This is a genomic window from Cribrihabitans neustonicus (genome assembly GCF_048820895.1).
In the GTDB taxonomy this organism is placed as follows: domain Bacteria; phylum Pseudomonadota; class Alphaproteobacteria; order Rhodobacterales; family Rhodobacteraceae; genus Cribrihabitans_A; species Cribrihabitans_A neustonicus.
On sequence record NZ_JBMERQ010000003.1, the window covers coordinates 289,633 to 314,020 of the forward strand.

Annotated in this window: 21 protein-coding genes, 1 tRNA gene and 2 pseudogenes; 10 read left to right on the forward strand and 14 right to left on the reverse strand. The window is 54.2% G+C overall.

Features of this window, described 5'->3' with window-relative positions:
* Position 1 precedes the first annotated feature (1 nt).
* The 7 genes and pseudogenes from ACOHWE_RS10875 to ACOHWE_RS10905 form a co-directional block, all read right to left on the reverse strand.
* On the reverse strand, positions 2–808 hold the full coding sequence (locus ACOHWE_RS10875; RefSeq protein ID WP_420666316.1) for an antirestriction protein ArdA: 807 nt from the start codon (positions 806–808) through the stop codon (positions 2–4).
* On the reverse strand, positions 801–2,468 hold the full coding sequence (locus ACOHWE_RS10880; RefSeq protein ID WP_420666317.1) for an AIPR family protein: 1,668 nt from the start codon (positions 2,466–2,468) through the stop codon (positions 801–803). Before ACOHWE_RS10880 ends, ACOHWE_RS10875 begins: the two co-directional genes overlap by 8 nt.
* A 314-nt stretch (positions 2,469–2,782) precedes the next feature.
* Positions 2,783–2,975 (reverse strand): annotated as a pseudogene (locus tag ACOHWE_RS10885) (IS481 family transposase); the annotation flags it as partial.
* Positions 2,976–3,142: 167 nt separating this feature from the next.
* Positions 3,143–4,150, reverse strand: coding sequence for a DUF3616 domain-containing protein (locus ACOHWE_RS10890; protein WP_420666318.1), 1,008 nt, complete (start codon positions 4,148–4,150; stop codon positions 3,143–3,145).
* Between the two features lie 113 nt (positions 4,151–4,263).
* Positions 4,264–5,982 (reverse strand): DUF2272 domain-containing protein, encoded by a 1,719-nt coding sequence (locus ACOHWE_RS10895; RefSeq protein WP_420666319.1) that lies wholly within the window; start codon positions 5,980–5,982, stop codon positions 4,264–4,266.
* Positions 5,983–6,243: 261 nt separating this feature from the next.
* The gene (locus tag ACOHWE_RS10900) at positions 6,244–6,891 is read right to left on the reverse strand and encodes a hypothetical protein (protein WP_420666320.1); all 648 of its coding nucleotides are present in this window, start codon (positions 6,889–6,891) and stop codon (positions 6,244–6,246) included.
* A 720-nt stretch (positions 6,892–7,611) separates the two neighbouring features.
* Positions 7,612–8,400, reverse strand: coding sequence for a hypothetical protein (locus ACOHWE_RS10905; RefSeq protein ID WP_420666321.1), 789 nt, complete (start codon positions 8,398–8,400; stop codon positions 7,612–7,614).
* A 635-nt stretch (positions 8,401–9,035) separates the two neighbouring features.
* Here ACOHWE_RS10905 and ACOHWE_RS10910 point away from each other — a divergent pair.
* Positions 9,036–12,671, forward strand: a complete 3,636-nt coding sequence (locus ACOHWE_RS10910; protein ID WP_420666322.1) for a M10 family metallopeptidase C-terminal domain-containing protein — start codon at positions 9,036–9,038, stop codon at positions 12,669–12,671.
* 28 nt (positions 12,672–12,699) lie between these two features.
* Here ACOHWE_RS10910 and ACOHWE_RS10915 read toward each other — a convergent pair whose 3' ends face one another.
* Positions 12,700–12,849 carry a hypothetical protein gene (locus ACOHWE_RS10915; RefSeq protein WP_420666324.1) on the reverse strand — a complete coding sequence of 50 codons (150 nt, stop codon included), beginning with the start codon at positions 12,847–12,849 and terminating at the stop codon, positions 12,700–12,702.
* A 31-nt stretch (positions 12,850–12,880) separates the two neighbouring features.
* A complete protein-coding gene (locus tag ACOHWE_RS10920; RefSeq protein ID WP_420666325.1) occupies positions 12,881–13,450 on the reverse strand; it encodes a recombinase family protein in 570 nt (189 codons plus the stop codon).
* A 153-nt stretch (positions 13,451–13,603) separates the two neighbouring features.
* Here ACOHWE_RS10920 and ACOHWE_RS10925 point away from each other — a divergent pair, with 153 nt between their 5' ends.
* A complete protein-coding gene (locus ACOHWE_RS10925) occupies positions 13,604–13,957 on the forward strand; it encodes a hypothetical protein (RefSeq protein ID WP_420666326.1) in 354 nt (117 codons plus the stop codon).
* Here ACOHWE_RS10925 and ACOHWE_RS10930 read toward each other — a convergent pair.
* Positions 13,954–14,643, reverse strand: a complete 690-nt coding sequence (locus ACOHWE_RS10930) for a hypothetical protein (protein ID WP_420666327.1) — start codon at positions 14,641–14,643, stop codon at positions 13,954–13,956. The genes ACOHWE_RS10925 and ACOHWE_RS10930 overlap by 4 nt on opposite strands.
* A gap of 652 nt (positions 14,644–15,295) precedes the next feature.
* On the opposite strand from ACOHWE_RS10930, the gene ACOHWE_RS10935 reads away from it, so the two are divergent.
* The 5 genes and pseudogenes from ACOHWE_RS10935 to ACOHWE_RS10955 form a co-directional block, all read left to right on the forward strand.
* On the forward strand, positions 15,296–15,601 hold the full coding sequence (locus ACOHWE_RS10935) for a hypothetical protein (protein WP_420666329.1): 306 nt from the start codon (positions 15,296–15,298) through the stop codon (positions 15,599–15,601).
* Positions 15,602–15,631: 30 nt separating this feature from the next.
* Positions 15,632–15,892, forward strand: coding sequence for a hypothetical protein (locus ACOHWE_RS10940; protein WP_420666330.1), 261 nt, complete (start codon positions 15,632–15,634; stop codon positions 15,890–15,892).
* Between the two features lie 271 nt (positions 15,893–16,163).
* Positions 16,164–17,807 (forward strand): type IV secretory system conjugative DNA transfer family protein, encoded by a 1,644-nt coding sequence (locus tag ACOHWE_RS10945; protein ID WP_420666331.1) that lies wholly within the window; start codon positions 16,164–16,166, stop codon positions 17,805–17,807.
* Between the two features lie 306 nt (positions 17,808–18,113).
* Positions 18,114–18,449 carry a hypothetical protein gene (locus tag ACOHWE_RS10950; RefSeq protein ID WP_420666332.1) on the forward strand — a complete coding sequence of 112 codons (336 nt, stop codon included), beginning with the start codon at positions 18,114–18,116 and terminating at the stop codon, positions 18,447–18,449.
* A gap of 45 nt (positions 18,450–18,494) precedes the next feature.
* Positions 18,495–19,508 (forward strand): annotated as a pseudogene (locus ACOHWE_RS10955) (recombinase family protein); the annotation flags it as partial.
* A 511-nt stretch (positions 19,509–20,019) separates the two neighbouring features.
* Here ACOHWE_RS10955 and ACOHWE_RS10960 read toward each other — a convergent pair.
* Positions 20,020–20,103 (reverse strand) — tRNA-Tyr (locus tag ACOHWE_RS10960).
* 120 nt (positions 20,104–20,223) lie between these two features.
* Here ACOHWE_RS10960 and rlmB point away from each other — a divergent pair.
* The 3 genes from rlmB to ACOHWE_RS10975 all read left to right on the forward strand — a co-directional run bounded on the left by rlmB (position 20,224) and on the right by ACOHWE_RS10975 (position 22,271).
* The gene (gene rlmB, locus ACOHWE_RS10965) at positions 20,224–21,000 is read left to right on the forward strand and encodes a 23S rRNA (guanosine(2251)-2'-O)-methyltransferase RlmB (RefSeq protein ID WP_420666334.1); all 777 of its coding nucleotides are present in this window, start codon (positions 20,224–20,226) and stop codon (positions 20,998–21,000) included.
* Between the two features lie 120 nt (positions 21,001–21,120).
* Positions 21,121–21,579: a YHS domain-containing (seleno)protein gene (locus tag ACOHWE_RS10970; protein ID WP_420666335.1), complete on the forward strand. Its 459-nt coding sequence runs from the start codon at positions 21,121–21,123 to the stop codon at positions 21,577–21,579.
* Positions 21,580–21,800: 221 nt separating this feature from the next.
* On the forward strand, positions 21,801–22,271 hold the full coding sequence (locus ACOHWE_RS10975) for a CoA-binding protein (RefSeq protein ID WP_420666336.1): 471 nt from the start codon (positions 21,801–21,803) through the stop codon (positions 22,269–22,271).
* 80 nt (positions 22,272–22,351) lie between these two features.
* On the opposite strand, the gene ACOHWE_RS10980 is transcribed toward ACOHWE_RS10975, so the two are convergent.
* The 3 genes from ACOHWE_RS10980 to hisA form a co-directional block, all read right to left on the reverse strand.
* On the reverse strand, positions 22,352–22,669 hold the full coding sequence (locus ACOHWE_RS10980; RefSeq protein ID WP_420666337.1) for a phosphoribosyl-ATP diphosphatase: 318 nt from the start codon (positions 22,667–22,669) through the stop codon (positions 22,352–22,354).
* On the reverse strand, positions 22,666–23,427 hold the full coding sequence (gene hisF, locus ACOHWE_RS10985) for an imidazole glycerol phosphate synthase subunit HisF (protein WP_420666338.1): 762 nt from the start codon (positions 23,425–23,427) through the stop codon (positions 22,666–22,668). The genes ACOHWE_RS10980 and hisF overlap by 4 nt, the downstream gene beginning before the upstream one ends.
* Before the next feature lie 133 nt (positions 23,428–23,560).
* Positions 23,561–24,283: a 1-(5-phosphoribosyl)-5-[(5-phosphoribosylamino)methylideneamino]imidazole-4-carboxamide isomerase gene (gene hisA / locus ACOHWE_RS10990; RefSeq protein WP_420666339.1), complete on the reverse strand. Its 723-nt coding sequence runs from the start codon at positions 24,281–24,283 to the stop codon at positions 23,561–23,563.
* Between the last annotated feature and the right edge of the window lie 105 nt (positions 24,284–24,388).

Below are 24,388 nucleotides of genomic sequence, written 5' to 3' on the forward strand. Positions count from 1 at the left end.
GTCATCGACACGCATAGACGAGGGTTTCGCCCGCGATTTCGGTTTCGGTGAAGTCCACAGCCAGATCACGGGCGATGGCGTCATAATCAATGTAGAACCGCAAGGATTCAGGGATGTCGCCGTAAAGCCCTTCCTCCACGAACATTTCTGCTAGTTCGCGTATACTGGTCGCAGGGTAGATTTCCACGTCGAAACGGCGCGGGTCTGGGTCAAACTCATACCCGCACTCACCGACCGCAATGATGATCACCTGCTTGTCGTGATTGTCCAGTTCTTCCACCAGCTCGAAATACTGCGGCAGGTTGGCTTGATTGATGCCGATGGCGGTGGCCAGTGCGCAATCAATGGCCTCGCCGTCAATGAACTGGATTTCAAACTCCTCGACCTTCTGGCCGTAGTCGTTCCGCAGGGCTGCGGCATTGGTTTCGTAATCAGCCATGTCCTCGAAATAGAAGCCAGTGGCGGAGATGTCGTAGGGCTGGGCAAACAGGAGAGTCATAACGTCCTCGCTTTCTTTAGGTTGAAGGCGAAGCCGTCCTGATGACCCCGCGCTTGAACCTCTGCCCAGCGGCGAGCGTCCCAATAAAAAAGCCGCGCATGCGCGGCTTCGGGACGTCTCGATCAAACCTTCCGGTGATGGGTCAACATCTTCTCGGGAGACCGCGATAGCGGCGGCAAGACGATTGACCCACAGCCGCCAGGCGTCAACGGATTTGATGCAAGCTGAAAGAACAGGTTCCAAGCGTGCCAGGGCACGCGTCAGATTAAGGGTGGCGGCATCCCTGCCGCCGACATCCAGTTCATGCAAACTCGAATTGCAACTGACCGATCCCCAACTCTCTTTGAATAAGTTCTTTGGTTTTTGCAGAGCGGAATACGCGATAGTATGATTGCGTATGGTGCTCCTTGGCAATCTTTGAGATAATCTCATGAGCCTGAGAGATGTACGTGTCGAATTGATCTTCAGGAGGAACATCAAGGCCATTCGCATTTGCTAACAGCTTCATGCAATACATTAGGTGCCATTGAGCATAGCCAATAAACTCATTGTCCCCCTCGGTGATGTTTCCGCCTCGCATTGTGATTAGGTGATCATCCCTATATTCGCTTACATACATATAGAGCTTTGCCACCCTTACCAGATAGTTTGCATCCAAGCTCTCCGAGAATACACGGCTATACTGGTTTCCAAAAATTTCATCAGACACGGTCTTGGCTTGATGAGGCTCCTCCAAGTGGTAAGCGACAATTGCTTGCCCCAGCTTTAGGGAGTCCACTTTTGGTTTGTTACCATGTGTTTCAAACTGGTTCTTTTTCCGTTCATAAAGGAGCCCGTTATCGTCAAATACTGCTCCTATCTTCTTCTGAATTTGGTCATTTGCTTTCAGATCCCGTGGGGCAATCCTTGCTTGGCTGTTCGTAGCAATGGCAATCTTTTCTGAAATGTCACCCCTGCTAGAAGCGAAAATCTTTACCAGCAATATAACTTGGCCAATTTTCTCCGGCCGCTTCTTAAAGGCGTTGTACAGAGAGTAAGATGTTTGCGCGCCGTTCACGATTTGAAAATCGGAAAGCTTGATCTTAGACCCCCTAACAGGTTGATGCGAAAAATCTTTCGCAATTATAGTTATCCCGTTGTTTAGATACCAGAACAAATGGTTGTCATCTGATAGCGCGCTGTTTTGAATTTGTCGATTAAATCCGCCTTCAAGTCCCAAATATCCTCTGATGTTCTCATCAAAGAGGTGCCTTTTTATTGAATCTCCCTCGGGTGAGGAAATCATTTTGATGTATGAGGCAGCGTCTACATTCGCAATCAAACCTCGAATATCACAGTCGATGCGCTCAAATTTTTGCACATCGATACAATCTAGCACACCGTCTTCTCTAGGCCTGCTGTCGGAAGAAAGGAGGCTAGTAATAGTCCAAAATGGAATCTCCTCAAAGGATACCATATCGTACTGTCGGCAAAATGCAGATAATCTCTGCTTCTCCAAATCAATCAACGGAAGCGTGTTGGAAACAAGGAATATCCGAAAGAAAATGGTCTTTCCCTGCTCAATGAGCCTCCATATATCGTTAATTTTTGCCGCAAGTACAGAGTTTACACTGTTGAGGAGACCGTCAGTTCTGTTTGCGACATCTGTTATTAGCGATATTAACTTGTCGATTTCGGAGCCGGGAAAATTCTTTCCAGCGTTCTTGACTGATTGTGCGTACTTGCTTTGAACTATGGAAATATATGCTGATCCACCTTCTTCACGGATATGGATTGCATCAGCGCCGCGATCATTCCCGCCATCAGTGATGAGGGAGGAGATTTCTTCGTCGGACCGAGGGAACAGGGTCTCAAGAGACATGTACAGAAAACCAAACCCTTTTTCCTTTGCGCCAATACGGTTGAGTACACGTTGTACCTTCCCATCGATCATAGAAAATTCTAGCTGAGTGATCTTTCTGTTGGTCATGTGTAGAGCTTGCTCAAAGTGTAAGATTGAACTGATACTTCACCTTAACGTTGAGGAGTTCAACCGTCTCTTGTTGAGTTTCAGGAGTTTTCAACTACGCTATTGGCTGGCAGCTCTTGAAGGGGTGCTCAACTGCCAACCAAATGCTTCCCCTCCCCTGCGCGGCAACACATAAGTGCGCTCAATCCAGAAGCAGGTCAGGCGAGGCTAAAACGTTCAAAAGCCAAGATTTTGAACACAGAATGGCCGAGCCCATGAGTTGAAGCTCTCACAGATGAACTAGGGGTTTAGACCCGCGGTTTGGTGGCTCGGATCAGGGCGGTGGAACGCGCCACTTTCGAACCTTTCCGGGCGTCTTCGACGCGCTCCCGTTGGCGCCACTTGGCCGCGGTCTTGACGTTGATACCGAGCTTCCGGCTCAGCGCCGCGTTCAAGGCCTGCGATCGTTGTATGAGAGCTCGGATGGCGTGCGTGGTCCGTGGCGCTGCCGCGAAGAAATTGTCCCATAGGACATCCATGTGATGATCACAAATTGGTAGACCACCACACCCCGGGTCTAAACAGCTAAGCTAGTCTAACAAGAGGTCGCGGAAACCTGGTAAAACTGGAACATTTTTTGTCCGAACAAGCGCCGATGCTCAAGTGTCTTCAGTCGCGTCTGTATTAAGGACTTTCTATCTCCTAGATAGCATGCGGGCCCGAAAAAATACATTATCAACTTCGCCTTCCTCAAAAATATCTTTGCAATCCTTCACATCTCCGTTCTCACTTTGACGCGCTTGAGAGCCATCATCGCTCATCACTAGCCAATTTGAGCCAACCTGGACCAGTGCCTCAGGATGAAGATCGTGGTTTGTGGGAATGCCAAATGGCTCGGGACTACCTTGCCCATCCCATGAAAAGAACGAAAAACTTCCGTTAGACGACACAGGGCCTGAACTGATTATTAACCCGTCATTACTCCAAACCATATCTCGAATACCACGATCGTTAAGCTGGAGCTGGGAGACCGAAGAAACGGACCAAGATTCATCTTCAGGAAAAATTTCTGCAATCAAAGCGTGCCCAGTGGTGCCTCCCGGCTGAGACAGGGGTGCTCTAAAGCCTAGCATGATACTACCATTAGGCCTAACCGACATACCCTCGATATTCAAACCACCTTCTTTTGGCGCGGTTTTCAAAATTTCATTCGTCAAAATCTCTGAAAGATCAGGGTGTGCTAGAAGAACCGGCAGCATGTCGTACTGCCGAGAAACAATACGCATATCCGACAAATCACGCGAGGGCACGTTGGTTGCAAAAAACACTCTTCGGCTTACGCGCTTCTTACCTTTCTTGCTGCGACTATGCGAGCCAATCCACCAAAGCCTATTTCCATGTTTGGCTATTGCTTCAAAATCAATTTCAGGTTCTTCGAGGTCAAGCGAAAGGAGGTTGCCTAAATCAAAGGAAGCAATTGGAGCGCCGCCCCAGATGTCGAAGCTATGGACTATATTCGTCTCGTCATTTGCAACAAGTAAAGTTGTTCCGTCGATACGAATGGCTGCTGACCCATCGCAAATTCCGAAATATTTGATGGAGGCTGTTTCTGTCCAGGAACTTTCGGAGTTTTCCGCCATTGCCCGCACCGCAGGAAACAGGAACAATATACAGCTTGCAATGATTGCTCTTTTCAAGTTCATAATATTTCTCATCGATTCTTGCGAAGTCTAGTTGAGCAGCTTCGAGAATCTAGACCGCCCAACTTAACGATTGCCATTGAAGTGTGAAGCAGGAAGAATCCTACCTATTCCATTTAAACGTTCAGAAGCTGTTTGGACTTTGGTCGAAATTGATTTTTCATGATCGCAAAAAGTCGACGCTCGTCAGTCATCAGGCCGTTAACATCACGCCTGAAAGTCTTTGTCTCAACTGAGACACCAAATCCATTGCTTGCTGCATTGGCTACGTTGCCGCCGAGAGTGACAACTGCACGGTCCCTAACTGCAATAATGATATCAGCGTGGCTGGGAAATCTGCTTTTGGTTTCAGCTTGGTCGTATGTGGTTTCGTTTTTACCTCTCCATTGGCAAAGTATGTCACCAACTTGAGGTTTAGCTTCATCAAGGCGATATCCCCAAAAATCACGCTCTCGACCAAGAACTCTATTCTGAATGGATTCGTGTATGTATGTTGAATGCCTTATGTCAAATTCAGTACGTTCGTAACCAGCATTCTCCAAAATCCAAGAAATAAAGGCGGCCGACCAAAACCAATCCCTGTCCTTGCCCGTAAGGTTGGGGTATCCACGCGCAGTCCACATCTCATTTATATAGTCGCTGTAAGGAGATCTGTACTCAACACCGTTACCTTTGTCGAAGCGAATCCATTCACTTACTGCTTCCTGAATTGCGCGCTCAATCTTTGGCCTCTCATTTTTTCTCAGATACTTAGAAAAGAGATATCCTTCAATTTCCTCGCCATCCACTGCTACAGTTGCCTTTACATAGCCGTTAGCCATTGGTCCTTCGATGACGATGGCACTTGCTCCGTAGTCTAAGCTCTGCAGTACGTTATCGTCTGAACCAGCGTCAGGCCTCGAGCGGAATTTGAGGCCTTCAGCTGCAACCCAATGCAGTCCAGCATGATCAAAGTTGTGCGCTTGCGCAGGGGGCGTTTCAGGTTTTTTTCCCTCATAGTCCCCCTCTCCAACTTTCGCACTTCTCAAGCTACCTTCAATATCAAATGATGAAATCTGTACTTCCATATTTTTTGACATCGCCTTGTCGGCCGCAAAATTCCACCAGTTAACCCCTGCAAGTACACGGTACTCATCGAAGTCTTGAAGAAACTCTTCTAATTTTTCTTCAGCTCTTGTCTGTGTCCATCCAGAATGCTCTCCCCAATACGCCTGCCCTGTCAAGACCAGAGGCTTACTGACCACTTTACTCCAGTGGTAAATGCAAGCGCGTGCATAATCGGCCGCATTTTTTAAACGAAGCCCCTCTATTGGCGTTTGGTTCAACATCTTCTGGTTTGGATACCAAAACCAATACACTTGAGGAGCAAAATAATCTGCATACTCATCTAGGGCAGACATGATATCGGGCTCATGCCAGTTGATATAACCGAACGAAGAAACGACAAATGATCTATGCTCAATAGCTGAGCGAACTTCGCGCCCAAACATTTTGGATTTTGCCGCGTTCCAAGATGCACCGCTTACGCCATTCTCTATGTCAGCGATATAACTGTCCGGATCAAACTCCAAAAGTGCGTCTCTAACATTTTTGACGTCTCGTCTCACATCATTTCCGTCGCACCACCCCCACACTCCAACAGATATATTTTCAGAACGGAAAGCATCAATAAGCCTCTTATTTGATTTAACCTTCCACAACCCGTTCTTGTTGTGCCCACGGATCCATGCATGAGACATGCCCATGTTCAATAGTGCACGTGTTACACTTTTTTCTGAACCAAACTTCTGTAAAGCATAGTCCGGGTTGTAGACAAAAGTTCCGTGACCAAACATAGCATCCCTCTCCTTGGACTATTTCAATTTACATTCAAGTTCCCTGCTCGGATCATTTGCTTCTATCTTGCGCGTGGATTAAATAATTCTTCTCAGAATTTTGCATCCTGCGTCGCATTTTCTCTTCAACGCATAGAAGAAACTCCGCCTCGAGAATGGGATGCTACGGTCCCGATTTTAGAGAATTTTCTAAACCGACTCCTCAAGTTTTGCGAATTTATTTTAACCGTCAGTCGCCGAACTGGACTTCGACTTCTCAGCCTATGTGAGTCCAACACAGTCGAGGATCTTTCGCTTGAACTCCTCTAGGTTTAGGGAAAGAGTTCTGCCGGTCTTCGGTTGCAAAGAAAGCGTCTGAGGTGTTTCCACCTCTACCGAGGTTCGGTATTGCGCGAGTAACGCAGAGTAGCTTTGCGGCTCCCTATTTAGATCAGAACGCAGAGCAATTCTGATGCTATTGAAACCTCGTGCCAATACCGCATTTACATTCGGGTCATTAGCAGAACTGATGGGGCTAGCTTCCGCAACAATGCAATACTGGCGATTTGCAGCTCGCGTAAGAGCATTCCTTGCGTCAACTGGGTTGAAGTGACCCACCACTTGCCCACCAGCTACACCTGCTACGCCAGCTCTGAGTATGCTTTGGTCAGATGCTCCATTTATGACGGCAGTTGCGGCCCCTGCAGCTAGTACAATTGTTGCGACCGCCACAGCATCTATTCCTGCAGAGACTTTATCCGCTGCAAGTAGATACCCATTTCCGACGGCCAATCCCTTGCTAAGTATAGCATCAGTGCTGTTAAGGGCAAAATAATCGCCCCCTACACTTTCGATTTCGCTGATATTAACTCTGCTAACGCACCCTGACAGTATCAGAGCGGTACAAATCACAGTGATTTTCTTGATCATCGCCAACAACTCACACGCAAAACCAATCCAACAATTCCGGATATCTTCGAGAAATCCGGAATTCAATAAACGCGACCGCGATTCTGTTAGTCTTACACGTTAACATAGTTTAAAAAATACCTCAACGTGTCGTGATCTGAGGGGGGAGGCCGTTACTCCGTCTAGGCTGTTTGCAATGCAAGTAATAGATTGGAGAGAGATCTGATCTTCCGGAATATTCAGACGAGACAACGGCCATGCCATGCTCGCTTCCAATCCGCGCAGGGGTGGCCAGGGTACCACAGGGGCAGGAACGCCCTTTGGTCTCGATGAAGTCGTCAAAGGGGCATCGGGGGTAGCAAGAACGCTCCCCTGATTGGTGATCAAACGGTCAGTCGTTTGTGCATGGTTCGGTGTAGGTGGAGAGGCACGTCTCCAAGTCCTGCGAGTGGTTTCAAGGGGCGCGATAGCCCTTTGATCGATGGGATGGTTCCAAGGTAAGGGCAGCAATGAAATGCTCCCTTCCTGGTCCCCATGAAATGGTGGTGATTGAACGGCCACGCGTTCTCCTGGCTCTGGAATGGGTTCGTATATCCTGGATGAGCCAGCCGCCGGAGGGATGCAACGGGAGCGCGCAGCGGGCTCCCTTGCCAAGAGGTGGTGGTACTACCACCAACATCTTGCCGTGGCTCTTAGCTGCAATTTGCGGTGTTTAGACAGATTTAATGCGGCGCAACATGATTAAGTGCTAATGTGCTGCACTCGCGCATGCTCGAGTGGCTGTGATGGATCAAGGTTCCAATAGTTCAGGGCTTCCATAACTTCATTGCGAGGGTAGTGTTGCCCTGCCTGTGACAGATCTCTGCGGATAGCGTTCCAGCGTCGTTGGGCGGAACTGCGAATATCGGCGTTGATTTGCATGACACCTGGCGGCTGAGGGTCGTTGCTCTTCTTCGGCCAGCTCGCAGGGTAGGAGCTCCAGTTCGACCAGCTATCAAGGGCGAAATTTGTGCCACTTTGACTATCGTGATCGCACTGCCAGCCATAGAGGTTCCGTGCACAAATCCTGAGCATAGCCTTCACTTCCGGGATGGCATCAGTGAAGGCCTTGAGCGGCATTGGTAGGAGAACCATGTTCGCAACACAGGAAAAAAAGCGCCTGTCCTGAACCACAGCGTTTGTTTCTTGATAGCGGGCATCATCAACACCCCACAGATGGCAGCACGTCCAGTCTTTGCGACCATCCGAACGCAAACCCAAGGCATGGGTCAGGGCTTTGTTCGCGTTTGAATTGCCTTCTTGCTTATGTACCGATTGGCCAGTTTGGCGATTGGTGTTCATCTGCGGTTCAGTCCAGTTGGACTTGTAGAAGTGAACATTACGCGCGAACTCGGGATACCAAACTGGCAATAGTTCAAACGTCACCGGATCGACCCAACGAGCAGTCCGCTCAATCAATCGCATCGCGTCCTGCAATGAAAGCTCCGACATAAGAGCATCAATGCCATTGGGTAGAGATGTTCTGCTCATTTAGCGCTTCTTTGTTTTTCAGCTTTGCTTTCAGGAGAGTATCCACAGCAGTATACGCCTGCAACCAGTAATTTATTTCAATTGAAAAATTGCACGCGTATGATGCTTTGTTTCATAGGGGGTATTTTGAAAAACCTATTTAAGTTATTGTGAGCGTTTTGCTCTATCTTTGGGGCTGGTGATTTTGACCTGGCTCGCGGAGCGAGGGGAGGTCTCTAATATATCAGACCACTTGAAGGGGGCAGTGTTAAACGTCAATCCAAGCCATAGCAATAAAAACTTGCAAAAAATAGAATGGAGTAGATATGAGTAGAAGGCTTTTAATTGTGGTGCTGATTTTTTGTTTGTTGATTGTTGCGGGTGTAATCGTCTGGTTCTCTGGTAGTACGACGGAACATACGCGACCTCAAGCGAAGATGCTTGTCGGGAAGGGCTACGATTTGAAATGAACAGGACAAAAATCGTTGTCTTGACGTTTGCCATTACGATTGTCGTTTTGGTTGCGCTCTGGTTCCTGTCGGGTAGTAGGCAAGGGGACGGGATGGGGCAAGCAAAGATGCACGCGGGAATCCTGCGGAGCTATGATGGACGAATTGTCGAGTAGGTTTTTTATTTTAAAATATGGGAGAATATAAGTGACTACATATAATGATTACCAAAATATACTTTTTTCAACGAACTGGACTGGAGGTGCCGGTCAAAGCGGATTGCCAAATCCGAACAGTGACGACCGTGCCGAAATTGAACAGGATGGCAATGGTGTCTGGCAGTTCTATTACTATATTTTGGCGAGCCTGTCGGATATGTACGATCTAGGTTATTATGATACGCCCAACGATGATTACCTGAGTGACGGAAATTATGACCGGGAGTATGATGAGATTCCAGGTGGCAATGATCCCGGTGTTGTAAATTCTAATCAACTCGCAATTTTGTCGTCGGTTATGAGTTCCAGCATTTATGGTGTAAGTTTTGAAGATGTGGCAACGGTAAATTTTAACAGTGGCTCGACCTCTACCGCTGATATTACATTTGGGGCGACAACAAGCGGGCAAGGTATTGGGTCAACAGTGGCCGGATACACCTTGGGATATAATGGGACCGGTACAGAGTTGAAACATGGAGATGTATGGTTAAACAAAGACTTTGACGGGGATGGTAATGGGAACCATGATTGGGTAACTAGTGATAAGGGCTCCGTTGCTTACGCTGCGGTACTGCACGAAATTGGACATGCACTTGGGTTAAGTCACACCGACAACACTCCGGCAATCGATAGTCAAAAATTTTCGGTTATGTCCTACAACCTGATGGCTGGGATGGATCCAGTTGGGGCGAACAACGAAGTTACGCCGTTTGGACTTCAGCTACTAGACATAGCGGCCATACAAGAAATTTACGGGCGAAATTGGGATACACGCGGTGTGGATGATCCGCTGACAACAACAGTGAATGAGGCCAATACAACGTATTCAAAGGCGACAGCATTCGCCTCGACACGTCCGAACGATGCATTCATCTATACGATCTGGGACGGGGCTGGTGAAGATACGATTGACGCATCCGCGTACACCAATTCCCTAGGTTCTGTAATCGATCTTCGCCAAGGAGAATTCAGTTCCATCGGGTACGATGCAGTAGGCGGTAGCGCGCAGGACAATGTGGCGATTGCCTATCATGCGATTATCGAGAACGCGATTGGTACGGCAAATAGCGATATCTTGATTGGAAATGCCTGGGACAACGATATTCAGGGCGGCGATGGTGATGACCGGATATTCGGTGATGGTATGACGCTGGATGACGATAGCTTGGTTGGACAAATTTACGACAACGATGATGGTTACGGTGCCGATCCTAGCGAGCACGACAGCAACAATCCGGGCAGTGCCGCAAACACCAATGACAGTGGTGACGATACGCTGAACGGTGGTGCGGGCGCGGATCACATCTATGGCGGTGCGGGCGTCGATACTTTGACTGGCGGTACCGGGGATGATGTCCTTGTCGGCGGTATCGGAAATGACATCTACGTCTACAACAGTGGTGATGGTCACGATACGATTGATGAGGACTGGTCGGAAACGAACGAGATTAGCTTTGGCGCTGGCATAAACGCCTCAACCCTCACTTACTCCGAAGATGGGGATGACCTGAAAATCGTGCTGGACGCATTAAACAGCATTACGTTGAAGGACTACTTCATTCAGTCCGGCACGTTCAGCGACGACATATCTTTCGATGATGGATCATCGGTCGATATATTGGGCAGTGCCTCAGGTAATGTGTATGGGAGCAACGATGGCGACCTGATCGTCGGCGGCGCTGGGGCGAATACTCTAGTCGGCTACTTGGGGAACGACACGATTTTTGGTGGCACGGGGGATGACATCATTCATTCTGGCGTGACCTCTGGGACGCTCTATGGCGGAACGAGCGAGGATACTATCTTTGCTGGTTCAGGAAACGACTACATTGTAGCGAACATGGGATCTGACACAGTGTTCGCGGGTGAAGGCGATGATGAGATAGACAGTTTTGGCGGTGGTCATTTTGATCTTGGTTCAGGCAATGATGATCTTGATTTCTGGACGCCAGCGGCCGCAAATTCAATCAGCGCCAATGTCAATATGGGCAGTGGGAATGACAACTTTCTATCCGGCGTAGGATTTGCAACGGATTCGTACTCCGTCGAAGGTGGCTCTGGCGATGACACCTACTCCATACGCTCAGGCACTTTCGCTATTACTGATAGTTCAGGCAATGAAAATTATGGAATAGGAAACTCTTCTTATACGCCTGAATCAGTGTCAATCAACGATACTACGGGCTTCGACTTTATTCGCCTTGACTACTTTGGTCTTAGCCAGATTGCATCCTCGCAAAATGGCAGTGATCTTGAAATTGATCTCAATGGAAGCGATTTGATCATAGAAGACTACTTCACTTCTTCAGATACTATAGAATACATTCGACTAAGCGGAACAGACTTTTTTGATTTGGCGTACCTTGCCTCCGGCGATACGATCATTGCGGGCAACAAAGCTCAGAACGATAGTTTGCACGGCACTTCTTCAACCGAAATCCTGCTTGGTTTCAGTGGCAACGATACACTCGTGGGCTATGCGGGTTCCGACACCCTGGACGGCGGGACAGGCAACGACACTCTCTCCGGCGGTGCGGGGGATGATGTGATTGATGGTGGAGATGGAGATGATACCGCCAGCTATGCGGCTGCTGCGGCTGGAATTTACGCTAGCCTGACGAGCGGTACGGCCACAAATGATGGTGATGGTGGTTCAGACACGCTTTCCAATATCGAGAACCTGACGGGCTCAGCGCATAGCGACACGATTTACGGTGATGGCGGCGTGAATACCCTGGACGGCGGCGCTGGCGCGGACGTGCTATCCGGTCAAGGTGGCAACGATACGCTGAATGGTGGCGACGGGAACGACACGCTCAACGGCAATGACGGTGATGATACCCTCAATGGCGGTGCTGGCGCGGATTATCTCTGGGGGCATGCTGGCGATGATACGTTGAATGGCGATGCTGGCGGCGATGTTCTGGTCGGCGGCGATGACGGCGACACGCTGTATGGTGGTGACGACGATGATGTCATGTACGGGGATGGTAATTCCCTGGATGAATCCACTTATACAGATTCAGGATCGGATACACTGATTGGTAACGGTGGTAACGACTACATGTATGGTGGTCGTGGCAACGACTTCCTTTACGGTGACGATCAGGCTGATGTGCTTTATGGCGGCTCGGGTAATGACTACCTCGAAGGCCGGGGTGGCGACGATACGCTGTATGGCGATGGAGGAACCTCTTACAGCTACACAGGTGATGATGAGCTGAACGGCGGTGCCGGACAGGATGATCTGTATGGTCAGAACGGTGATGATACGCTCTGGGCTGGTGAGGGAGCAGACTTGCTCTATGGCGGTGCAGGAGCCAACACATTTGCAGTTTACGAGACCGCCGGAAACAACAATGACATGGCCTTTGCCATGGACTGGAACACGGGCACAGGGAACAAGATCGATATTTCTGATCTTCTCAGCGGGTATGATCCATTAACGGATACGTTGAGCGATTTTGTGAGCGTTGTAGTCGGCGCAAACACAACGATACAGGTGGATCGAGACGGCGCAGGCTCGACCTATAGCGTCGATAATGTGCTGAGACTGCAAGGCATATCCAGCTTCGAAACCAACGTGGATACGCTGGTCAGCAACGGAACGCTCTTGGTGGCCTAGTGGCTACCTGGAGCGCTTCATGAGCGTTCTACCGTCCCTCATTCATCCATTGATCCATGGTGAGTTGTTCCACGGCGGTGAGGACTTCCGCGCGTATTTCCGGTTTGCGGATGGCTGTGTAGGCCAGAACGAGGCGGAATAGTTCCTCCGGGGTGATGTCGTAAGATGATTGTATCATTGGTTTTTCCTTTCGTTTGATGTGTGATCCTTCATGCCAGCCCCTCGCGCTTTATGGCGCGTTGCAGGGTGATGCGTGAAACGCCCAGCAGATGGGCGACATAGCGGCAGGGATAGCCATTCTCCGCGATGTCCTCATGCGCCTGATGCACGGTTTCCTTATCCAGCTTGGGCGGCCTGCCCAGGCGTTTGCCGTTGGCTTTGGCCGCCGCCAGCCCTTCACGGGTGCGCCGCGCCAGAATACGCCGCTCAAACCGCGCGAAAGCGGCGATGAGCGTGTAGAACAGCTCGCCTTCCTCTGTGGCCGTATCAAAGCTCATCTGGGCGATGCGCAGGTGAATGCCGCGCTCCCGCAACTGATCCGCCGTGATCAGCGCGTCAATTGTGGACCGGAACGCGCGGTCCAAATCCCAGACCAGAAACGTATCACCGGGTTTGAGGCGAGATATCGCGGCTTCAAACACCGGGCGGTGACGCGCACCTGCGGATAAATGCTCGACATGAAATTCATCGCAAAGATCACGCAGGCCATAGGCCTGTCGATCTGTGGATTGCTCGCGGGTGGAGACGCGCAGATAAGCGATAGTGCGGGGTTCAGCCATGGCTTGTTGCTCAAAAAGGAACCTTTTCGAGCATGGCCTGATATTCGGCGCTGAGTGGCGTTTTTCGGCTGTTTTTGCCCGTATTACCGGGCTCTCCCTTAATACCAAATTCATTGAATCCCGTAAATCTGTGTTGGTCAAAATCCTTCGATTATGATCGCTCGCAAGAGATTGTTTGCAAAAGGAATTCTAATCGCGCTTGTGCTCTGTCCACAGCTTTCTGCTGCGAACGGGTTCACCAGCGCCGATGTGCTGGAATGGGAGCAAAGCGCACAGGACAGCTACTTCAACACCTCAGTGGGGATGGTTGCCGTGGTCGGTACTCAGACGAATTTCCCTGAGAACATCGTTGAATGCCTGAATGCGTGGTATTGGCCGAACGGTTCGGTAAATGCGGATAGTAACGCGTCAATACGCGAAGCCATGGAGCGGTTCCCAACACTTCACCCTCAAGCCATCGTTCTTGCTGTCATTGAGCGGGAATGTGGGTCGTTCAAACGCCCTTAGAGCTTGGGAACTTCGATGATCTCCGGCGCGGCAGTTGGAGCCGCTGCAACAGCAGGTGCGGTGTTTGTGTAAGCTGCCAACCGCGCATCAACATTGGCTCCAATTTCCTCCGCGCGGTTCTGAAAGCCCGTCATGCCGTCTTTAGCGATTGGTTCGTCCTGATCGGCCATGCGTTCCTGCATATCGCCAATCTCGGCCTGTCCGGTGTGAATGTCATTTTCCAGCTCTGACAGGCCATGCACGCGCTCGGCAGCGGCGCGCATATCATCGTATGTTGGTTCGTCACCGCGCCAGACGATGCTTTCCGCCAGGTCTGCATCCACAGCTGTGCCGTCCTCGTAGCGGATATTGCCGTCCTGATCCTGAAACACGGCAGCGCCATCCGGCAGGCGGGCAGCGCGGGTCATGATGTCCAGCATGGCCTCGTCAGCTTCGGCCTTGAGCTGGTGTACCTTTTCCAGCGCGCCATCCAAACGGGTTTGCGCATCGCGTAGCTTTTCTTCGGTCTCACGGTAGAGCGCAGCGTATTCCGGGTCGTTCTGCATGAGGAGCTGGAGATTGGTGAGCATGGCGGCGCGTTCTTCACGCTGCTTGGCAACTTTTTTGGGATCGCGGTCGCCACTGGGGAGGAAGCGTCCCATGCGGCCAACATCGCGCCCGGCCATTTCATTGTTGAAATCGTCCATGTCCTGAGCGCGCCGTTTGTCCCGCTCAGCCTGCCTTACATCCTCATCGCCGTTGCCAGAATTCATAGCAATATCATAAAGGTATTAGGTTAATTCGGCGTTAAGATGGGTTAGCGAGCGCGTGGTTGTAAGCCTGTCGCTCGTAGCGGAAATCCGGTCTCTCATGCAATTGACTGCGAGCGATCATCCAATCTCAACTTGAATGTTACCGCCCCCTCGGAGTTTCCTTGGATCACGAAGGGGCGATCCAAGACCTTAGCAAAATCTGACGTGTTTGCGGTGAAAACCGCCCTCCGAAACATCGTGTTCGGCAATGGCTGAGGCATGCCTGAAGAAATGAAAGGAGAAGCTCATGGCGAACTACCTCAATACGGCAAGGGGGACGGCGATTAACCGCGCCGGAATATTGTCGTCCCGGTTCGGTCGCAGCAAAAAATAAAAAAATTACCCTGCATTTACAGAGGGTTGAGAGAAAAATTTTGTGCGTTCCTTGTAGGTGAGTCACTGACGACACTAAGACTTGGGTAACACAGACAGAAACGCTGGGCTGAAACAGCGTCAAAATCAAACCAAAAAAGCGAATGCCCTTGGGCTGAACCGTCCGTGTTCAGCAATGGCGGAGCTTTGTCTGAAGAAATGAAAGGAGAAACTCATGATGATGAACCCCCAGAACGGCAAAGGGGGCGGTGACGATGAGAGGCGAGATTTCTTCGCTATTCTCTGCGCCCTTGCGGCGGCATTCCTGTGGGCACATCCCGCCTACAAAATGTCCATTGAGTGGTTCCGTGAAATCGCCGTGCAGAACTACGGATATAGCTATCTCAAGCTGTTTGAGACGGCCTATTGGGCTCTGCTGCATCTGGTGATTTTCGGTGCCACGCGTATCGCGGTGCATTGGGCGCTGATCATGATCATCACCAATATCGGCTACCGCTTCCTGATGTCTAACATCGGCTAACCCTCTTAAAAAAAAGGAAAGTAAAAATCCATGACTATCAAACCGCGCAAACCCTTCAAGCTTTGGCTGAAAGAAACCCTCAATAAGGCGGGTCAGGTTAATCTGGTGTGCTCTGGCATTGGCGGTGCCCTCTTCTGGTACAGCGATGTCGAAGTGATCCGAAGCTATAGCATCGTCTTTAGCCTCTCCACGTTTGCCTTTGGCGTGCTCTGCTTCTACGCGGCCAGCAAGCTCAAGCCGAAAAGGCGACGGCTAATTACCCAATCCGAAATTGATGACTGGCGCATGTAAGCGCCAGTTCTCCCAAACGCCAATTCAGGAAAGGCCAGCCCCATGGAAAATCCGCAGGACAACGCCGCCGAGAAGGTCGTCGTCATCGTCAAGATAGAGCGGGCGACCGAGCCGCAAGGTTTGTCGGCCACTCGATCTTCTGGGCACTGAGGCTTGGCTTCATCTGCCTCGCCATCGGCTTCTATGCCCGTGTCTACTTCTAACATGCCCTGCTGACGGTTCCGCGACCTGCGAGTGCGCCAGCTATTCCTTGAATATGGAGTGACCCACGATGAACCACTATCAGGAAACCCCTTTCGGCTCAGCCCGCTTTGCCACGCCGCAAGAGGTGCGGGGAGCATTTCGCGGCAAGGGCGGCTTGCCGATTGGGTTCCACCATGGCCGCCAGCTTTTTCATGATCAGCAAGCAGGCGCGCTTCTGATCGGCGGCGCTGGCTCGGGCAAGTTCACTACTGTGCTTTCCCACCTGTTGGCCGCTCCTGGGCGCAAGGGAGGCCCGCAGCGTGTGCTGGCGGTTGATCCCAAGGGGGAGATGGCAGCGGTGATCGGCCCCGGTCTCGTACACATGGGGGCGCATGTCTACTACGTGAACCCGTATCACCTGCACGGCCTGCCGAACCACGCCTTGAATATCTACAACCACCTGAGGCCGGACTCGCCGACGCTGGTGGCGGATACACGGCGTGCGGCACGGACATTGCTGCCGGAAAGCGGCGGCGGTGATGCCAGGTTCTTTGAGCAGAAGGCGCAGAACTGGGCTGATCCATTGATCCGGGGGCTTGTGCATCGGGATGGCAGCGTTTCACCGCGCAGCCTTTATGAACTGATCAGCATGATCCGGGCCGAACCCGAAGGCTGGGCGCAGATGGCCGAAACCATGGCTGCGCTGGGTGAGCCGGATTTGGACACAGCCTTCCGCGAAATGCTCGACATGGCGAAGCACAGCCGCAAGACTTATGACTCCGTTCTCAGCGAGATTACCAACGCAGTCGCGTTCATGAACGATCCGGCGTTGCAGCAAAGCTTTGTCGGTGAGGATGAGGCGGATTTCACGCTGGATGTGCTGACCGAAGACAGCCAGCGCCCGGTGTTTGTTTTCCTGATGATGCCTGCCGAACTCATCGAGCAGAACGCGCCGCTCATCCGGCAGTGTTTTTCGACCTTGCGCACCTTAAAACAGCGCAAGCCCGGCGCACCGACGGTCAATCTTGTGATTGATGAAGCAGCGCAGCTTGGCCGGTTCCCGGAGCTTTCCGAGTTCTACGCCATTGGCCGGGGCTTTGGCCTGTGTCCGCTCTGCGTCTATCAGGACTTGGGACAAATCCGCCAAAACCTCGGCCCGACAGGTGCCATGACTCTACAAGCCAATGCTGACGTGGAAATCTATCTCGGCGGCGGGCTGTCTGATCTGGAGACCGCGCAGCATCTCAGCCGCAAGCTGGGGCAGCAGACGCTGGCCGTTGATGACCCTCTGACACAAGCCCGCGCAGCCAAGGCCAGGCGCGAAGCGTTACACGGCATTCTGTTCGAGGGGCAGGACGCGCTCAAGACGGGCATGGCCTTGCGGCATCTGGATATGGAGATGGCGCATAAGCGCAAACAAGCCCGCGCCCTGATGAGCCCCGATGAGATCCTGACCATGCCCTTAAACAAGGCCCTCATCTGGGCGTCCGGCTACGGCATCCGCCCGTTTCTGGCAGACAAGGTGCCGTATTACACGATCCGCCGTTATGCGGGGCGGTATTTCCCGAACCCGTATTTTGATCGGGATATGGAGCGCGTGAAGGTGCGCGGTTTCTGGGGCGCGCGCTATCGCCGTGTGATCCGCGAGGCTGCGCCTGCGCGCTACCGGGACTTCCCGCAATACCGCTCCGGTGAATGGAGCTTCATCAAGGGCTATCGCCCCAAAACGTAACGCTGGCGGAGGCTTCACGCCTTACGAGCCCACAACAAGAGAACGCGAGGTTGATTTGCATAATGCAACCCAAGGATGTTATTATGAAAATATACAAAAGACGTAACTCCCGCGTTGAGCGCTGGATAGACGCGAAGAGGTTCACATCGGGGTCTGATCCGCCGATGTGAGAAGCCAGAGCGCATGACCGCGTAAGGCGGCAATTGCGCCAACAAATAAGCACCAGATCAAGACACGTCCTGGCCGCGCGGGGTTCCTGCGTGAACCGATTGCTGCGGCCTGATGAAACGCTGAAAGGGAATTTCGATGGACGGAAACAGCGAGAACACCATCACCAAAGCCTTCAATGAGGCGATCTCGGCCAATCTGCGGGGGCGCAATATCTACATTGATGTCGAAGCATACCAGCACATGCTGGACGGCTCTGGCCTGACGGGCGGGCAGAAACAACAAGTGCTGGAGTCGATCTGGCACTGCATGGTGTGCTTTGTGGATGCAGGCTTTGCCGTGCAGCCGCTGGAGCCTGCCTGTGGACAACTTCAAACTTCACGGGATGAAGGCGACAAGAATAGCTCCAATGCGCTACACTGCGCAGGAATTCAGAAAGACGAGGACACAAATAACGCGCCAGAGGCCGGGTAACGGGCGGGCGCGAGAAAGGCAGGAGTCATGAAACACGACATTGCAATGCCCCGAGACAACCCTGTGCAGAAGGCTTTGATCTACTGCCGGGTCTCGGACAAAAAGCAAAAGACCGAAGGCCATGGCCTGGAAAGCCAGGAACACCGCTGCCGCCAGCATGCCGATGAGCGCGGCTATGCGGTTGAGATGGTGTTCACCGATGATTTTACGGGCGGCGGTAATTTCATGAACCGCCCTGCGATGCGGGCTCTACTGGCCTATCTCGATGTGCAGAAAGACGAAAGCTATGTGGTCATCTTTGATGATCTCAAGCGTTTCGCCCGTGACACGCGCTTCCATTGGGATTTGCGTGAGCAGTTAAAAGCAAGACGTGCCAGCATCGAGTGCCTGAACTTCCGGTTTGAGGAAACGCCTGAAGGCCGCTTTGTCGAAACTGTGTTTGCCGCCCAGGGCCAGTTGGAGCGTGAGCAGAACAGCCGTCAGGTGTCCCAGAAGATGAAAGCGCGCGTCGAAAAAGGCTATTGGGTATTCCATCCGCCTATGGGCTACCGCTATGCCAGCGACAAGTTGCACGGTAAGATACTGGTGCGGAATGAGCCTGTCGCCTCGATCCTGGCCGAAGCGCTGGAGGGCTACGCTCACGGGCGGTTCGGATCGCAGGCCGAAGTGAAGCGCTTTCTGGAATCCAAGCCGGAGTTCCCGAAAAGTGGTGCCAGCGGTTATGTCCATCCCTCCAAGGTCAAAGACATCCTGATGAAGCCCATCTATGCGGGCTATATCGAATTCAAGGACTGGGACGTTTCCTTGCGCAAGGGGCATCATGAACCACTGATTTCCTTTGCCACGTATGAGCGCATTCAGCGGGTTCTGAACGGTCATATCTACGCTCCGGCACGCAAGGACATCAGCGAGGACTTCCCGTTGCGGGGTTTTGTCCTCTGTGATGATTGCGGTGAGGCGATGACCTCGTGCTGGTCGAAAGGGCGGGCGAAGCACTATCCCTACTACCTCTGCGACACGCCGGATTGCGCTTCCAAGCGCAAGTCCATCCCGCGTGCAAAGATCGAGGATGGGGCAGAGGCGCTGCTGCGCTCTTTGCAGCCCGCACAGCAGCTTTTTGCGATTGCCAAGGCGATGTTCACCGATATGTGGAACATGCGCCTCACGGAGGCTCAGAACGCCAAGAGGGCGCTCGAAACCCAGATTAAGGACACCGAGAAACAGATCGAAACCACGCTGGACAGGCTCATGGATGCGTCAAGCCCATCGGTGATCTCAGCCTATGAAAAACGGGTCGAAAAGCTGGAGCGTGAGGCCATCAAGCTGCGTGAACAGGCCGATCAAACGGTGCCGCCAGAGGGCAGCTTCGAGGAGTTTATCGAACACGCGCTGACGTTCTTGGCAAGTCCTTGGAAAATCTACGAAAAAGGCGACTTGCTGCTGCGGCGAACTGTGCTGAAGCTGGCCTTTGCAGAGCCACTTCGGTTTAGCAGATTTGAAGGCTATCGAACCGCGAAAACCACCTTTCCCTTCAAGGTGTTAGCGGAGTTTTCATCCCAAAAGAGCGGGATGGTGGGCGACCTTGGAATCGAACCAAGCGTGCGTCTCCGCGAGGGAGTTACAGTCCCCTGCCACACCTTGCGGCCTGTCGCCCACTGTCAGTTGCGTGTTGCACCTGATGTGGAGGCGTGATTACTAGCAGGCCAAACGGGCGTCAACCGGAAAATCGAAAGTTTTTTTCCGCGCCCCCGAATTCTTTCTGCCGGAGTGCGCAATGCCGAAAAAACCCAAGTGGGTCGTCGAAAAGGAACAGGCCCGCAAGGCCGGGGCAGCCGAAACCGTGTGGCTGTTCGGGCTGCATGCTGTGCGCGATGCGCTGGTCAATCCGCGCCGCGAGAAACTGCGCCTCATCGTGACCCCAAACGCGCAAGCCAAGCTGGAAGATGCCATCGCCGAGGCCGGGATCGTGCCCGAGCTCGCCGACCCGCGCAGGTTCACTGCGCCGCTGGATCCGCAGTCCGTGCACCAAGGCGCAGCGCTGGAGGTCAAACCGTTGAACTGGGGCGGGCTGGCCGAGAACTGCATCGGCGCCGAGGCACCTCGGGTCCTGCTTCTGGACCGGGTGACCGACCCGCACAACGTCGGCGCCATCCTGCGCTCGGCCGAGGTGCTGGGCGCGAGCGCGGTGATCGGCACCCGCCACCATTCGGCGCCGGAAACCGGCGCGCTCGCCAAGACAGCCAGCGGCGCGCTGGAGCGCCAGCCCTACCTGCGCATGCGCAATCTGGCCGATGCCATCACCGAATTGCAGGCCATGGGCTTCCTGGTGCTTGGACTGGATGGCGAAGCGGAGGAGACCATCGAAAGCGCCGTGGAGGGACGCAAGGACCGCCCCGTGGCGCTGGTTCTGGGGGCCGAAGGCCCGGGGCTGAGGCAGAAGACCAAGGAGACTGTGGACCGGCTGGTGAAGATCGATGCGGCCGGCGGCTTCGGATCGCTGAACGTCTCCAATGCGGCTGCCATCGCGCTCTACGCCTCCCGCGCGCACTGAGGATGGCCCCGCGGCCTCGCGGGGCGTCACAGCACCATCACAACTGCGTATGCGGCCTTTGCAAGGCGCTAGGCTTGCGGCACAGTCGGCAGGCTTATCGTTGATGTAACGGAGAAAGACGTGATCCTGCGCCCGCTGCTGCTGGCTTTTGCCCTAATTGGATTTTCCGTACCGGAACCTTCTGCGGCGGAGGCGCATCCGGTCACGGTGTTCTCCGCCCGCGAGGGTGTGGCAATCGGCGGCTATGACGTGGTCGCTTTCTTCGAACGCGGCGAGGCCCGGCGAGGCCGCCGCGGCAATGCGGTGATGTGGAAAGGCGTGATCTGGCGCTTTTCCTCCGCACGCAATCAGGCCCTCTTTGAGGCCAACCCTCGGGCTTACGCCCCGGCCTTTGGCGGCTATTGCGCTTATGCGCTGTCGCAGGGGCGTCTGCGGCGGGGCGATCCGCGCATCTGGACCATTTTCAGCGGCGAGTTGTACCTGTTGAACAATCCCGACGCCGCGGACCGCTGGCGCGGCAACGCGGCACCGCTGATCACCGCGGCAGCGGCGCATTGGCCTGCGATTCTGCGCGAGTAGAACGCCGCCCGGCCCGTCACCTCACATTGTCGTGAAGGGGGCTTTTATTTTTTCAACTGTGGCGCATATTCAATAGTGACTGCGGTCTGGAACCACCGCAGATCTTTTTCACTGTCCCTCGTTCCATAACTTGCGCCCGGCCACACGCCCGGGCGCATTTTTCTTCTCCGCCCCGCTGTTCCCGCTTTGCCAGCCCGCGTGGCGCGGCTAGGCTCGCGGCCATGACCGACTACAGCGACGACCTTTTGAAAAAAATCCTTCAGCGCACCCGTACGGTGGCGGTGGTGGGCGTATCAATGAACCCGGTGCGGCCCAGCTACTACGTGGCGCGATACCTGGGCCTTAAGGGCTTCCGGGTCATCCCGGTCAACCCCGGCCACGCAGGCAAGCCGCTGTTCGGCGAAACCGTGCGCGCGAGCCTCTCGGAGATCAGCGAGAGGGTGGACATGGTCGACATCTTCCGCCGCTCCGAAGCCGTACCCGGAATTGTCGACGAAGCGCTGGCAGCCTTCCCGGACCTGCAGACCATCTGGATGCAAATCGGCGTGGAACACGCCGAGGCTGCTGCCAAGGCGGAGGCACGGGGCGTTACGGTGATCCAGAACCGCTGCCCCAAGATCGAATACCAGCGCCTGTTCGGCGAGCTGCGCATGGGCGGCTTCGCCACCGGGATCATCTCTTCGAAACTGTGAGTGCGCGGGCCGGCGCAGGCACTCCTGGCCGCCCGGCATCGCCGCGGCGGAGGGACCTCCCGGGCTGGCCCGGATGGCGCTCAGCTCTCGGGGCGCGACGCCTTCTCGGCGATGCCGCTCAGGCCCTGACGCTCGGCGAGAACAGCGAGCACGTCCGCCAGCGCCACATCGCGTGACGCCAGCATCACCAGGAAATGATACAGGACATCGGCGCTTTCGGACGCAAGCTTCTCGCGGTCGCCCTTCACTGCTTCGATGATGGCCTCGATGGCCTCTTCGCCGAATTTCTCGGCGCATTTTTCCGGCCCCTTGGCAAGCAGCTTGGCTGTCCAGCTGGCGTCCGGATCAGCGCCTTTGCGGGTTTGGATGGTGGCTTCAAGCCGGTCAAGCACACTCATTGCAGCCTCATCGGAATGCCAGCCGCGGCCATGTGTTCCTTGGCTTCCTGGATTGTGTACTCCCCGAAGTGGAAGATCGAAGCCGCCAGCACCGCGCTTGCGCCGCCTTGGGTTACGCCCTCCACCAGGTGGTCCAGGGTGCCCACGCCGCCGGAAGCAATCACCGGCACGTCGACTGCGTCCGAGATCGCTCGGGTAAGTGGCAGATTGAAGCCCGACTTGGTGCCGTCGCGGTCCATCGAGGTGAGCAGGATCTCCCCCGCGCCTTTCTCCGCCACCAGCCGGGCGAACTCTACCGCATCAATGCCGGTCGGCTTGCGGCCGCCGTGGGTGAAGATCTCCCATTTACCGGCGGAGACCGTCTTGGCGTCGATGGCGCAGACGATGCACTGGCTGCCGAACTGCGCCGCGGCCTCGGCGATGACTTCGGGGTTTGCGACGGCGGCAGAATTGAACGAGACCTTGTCGGCCCCTGCCAGCAGCAGCGCCCGCACGTCTTCCTTGCTGCGCACCCCGCCGCCCACGGTCAGCGGCACAAAACACTGCTCGGCGGTGCGGCGCACCACGTCGAACATGGTGCCGCGGTTTTCGTGGGTGGCGTGGATGTCGAGGAAGCAGATCTCGTCCGCGCCCGCGGCGTCATAGGCCTTGGCTGATTCCACCGGGTCGCCCGCATCGCGCAGGCCGACGAAGTTGACGCCCTTGACCACGCGGCCATCGGCGACATCGAGACAGGGAATGATACGGGTCTTCAGCATGGAAAGCCTTATGGCGGGATTTTGCGCGGCGGGAAAGGGGATTTGCGGTGAGGGAAGGAGAGGGGGCGTTGCCCCCTCGCGCCTGGCGGCGCTCACCCCCAGGGTATTGGGGGTCAGAAAGTGGCTCCGGGCCTCAGCCTTTCAGGACGGCGAGCGCCTCGGCCAGGTCAATGGCGCCATCATAGAGCGCGCGGCCCGAGATCGCGCCGTTGAGCGGAGCGCCGCAGGACTTGAGCGCGCGCAGATCATCGAGCGAGGAGACCCCGCCCGAAGCGATCACCGGAATCGAGACCGCGTTGGCGAGCGCCGCGGTGGCCTCAACGTTCGGTCCTTTCATGGCGCCGTCGCGCATGATGTCGGTATAGATGATTGCGGCAACGCCCGCATCCTCGAAGGAGCGCGCGAGGTCGGTGACCATCACGTCGGTTTCCTCGGCCCAGCCCTTGGTGGCGACCTTGCCGTTGCGGGCGTCGATGCCGACCGCCACCTTGCCGGGAAACTCGCGCGCCGCTTCCCGCACCAGGTCCGGGTTCTCCACCGCCACGGTGCCGAGGATCACCCGGGCAAGACCCTTGCCGATCCAGCGCTCGATCGTGGCCATGTCGCGGATGCCGCCGCCCAGCTGCGCGGGAACCTGGCACTGCCTGAGGATCTCCTCCACCGGGGCGGCATTGACCGGCTCGCCTGCGAAGGCACCGTTAAGGTCCACGAGGTGCAGCCATTCACAGCCCGCTTCGACGAACTCCAGCGCTTGGGCGGCGGGGTTGTCGTTGAACACGGTGGTCTTGTCCATGTCGCCATGCAGGAGTCGCACGGCCTGGCCATCCTTGAGGTCGATTGCGGGATAGAGGATCATCTGCGCTTTCCTTGCCAATGCTGCTGCACCCGCGTTTTGCACAAGCCGGGCCGGGATTGCAACGCGACCCGAGGTCAGCCTTGCCCGGTTGCGGAAACCCGGCAC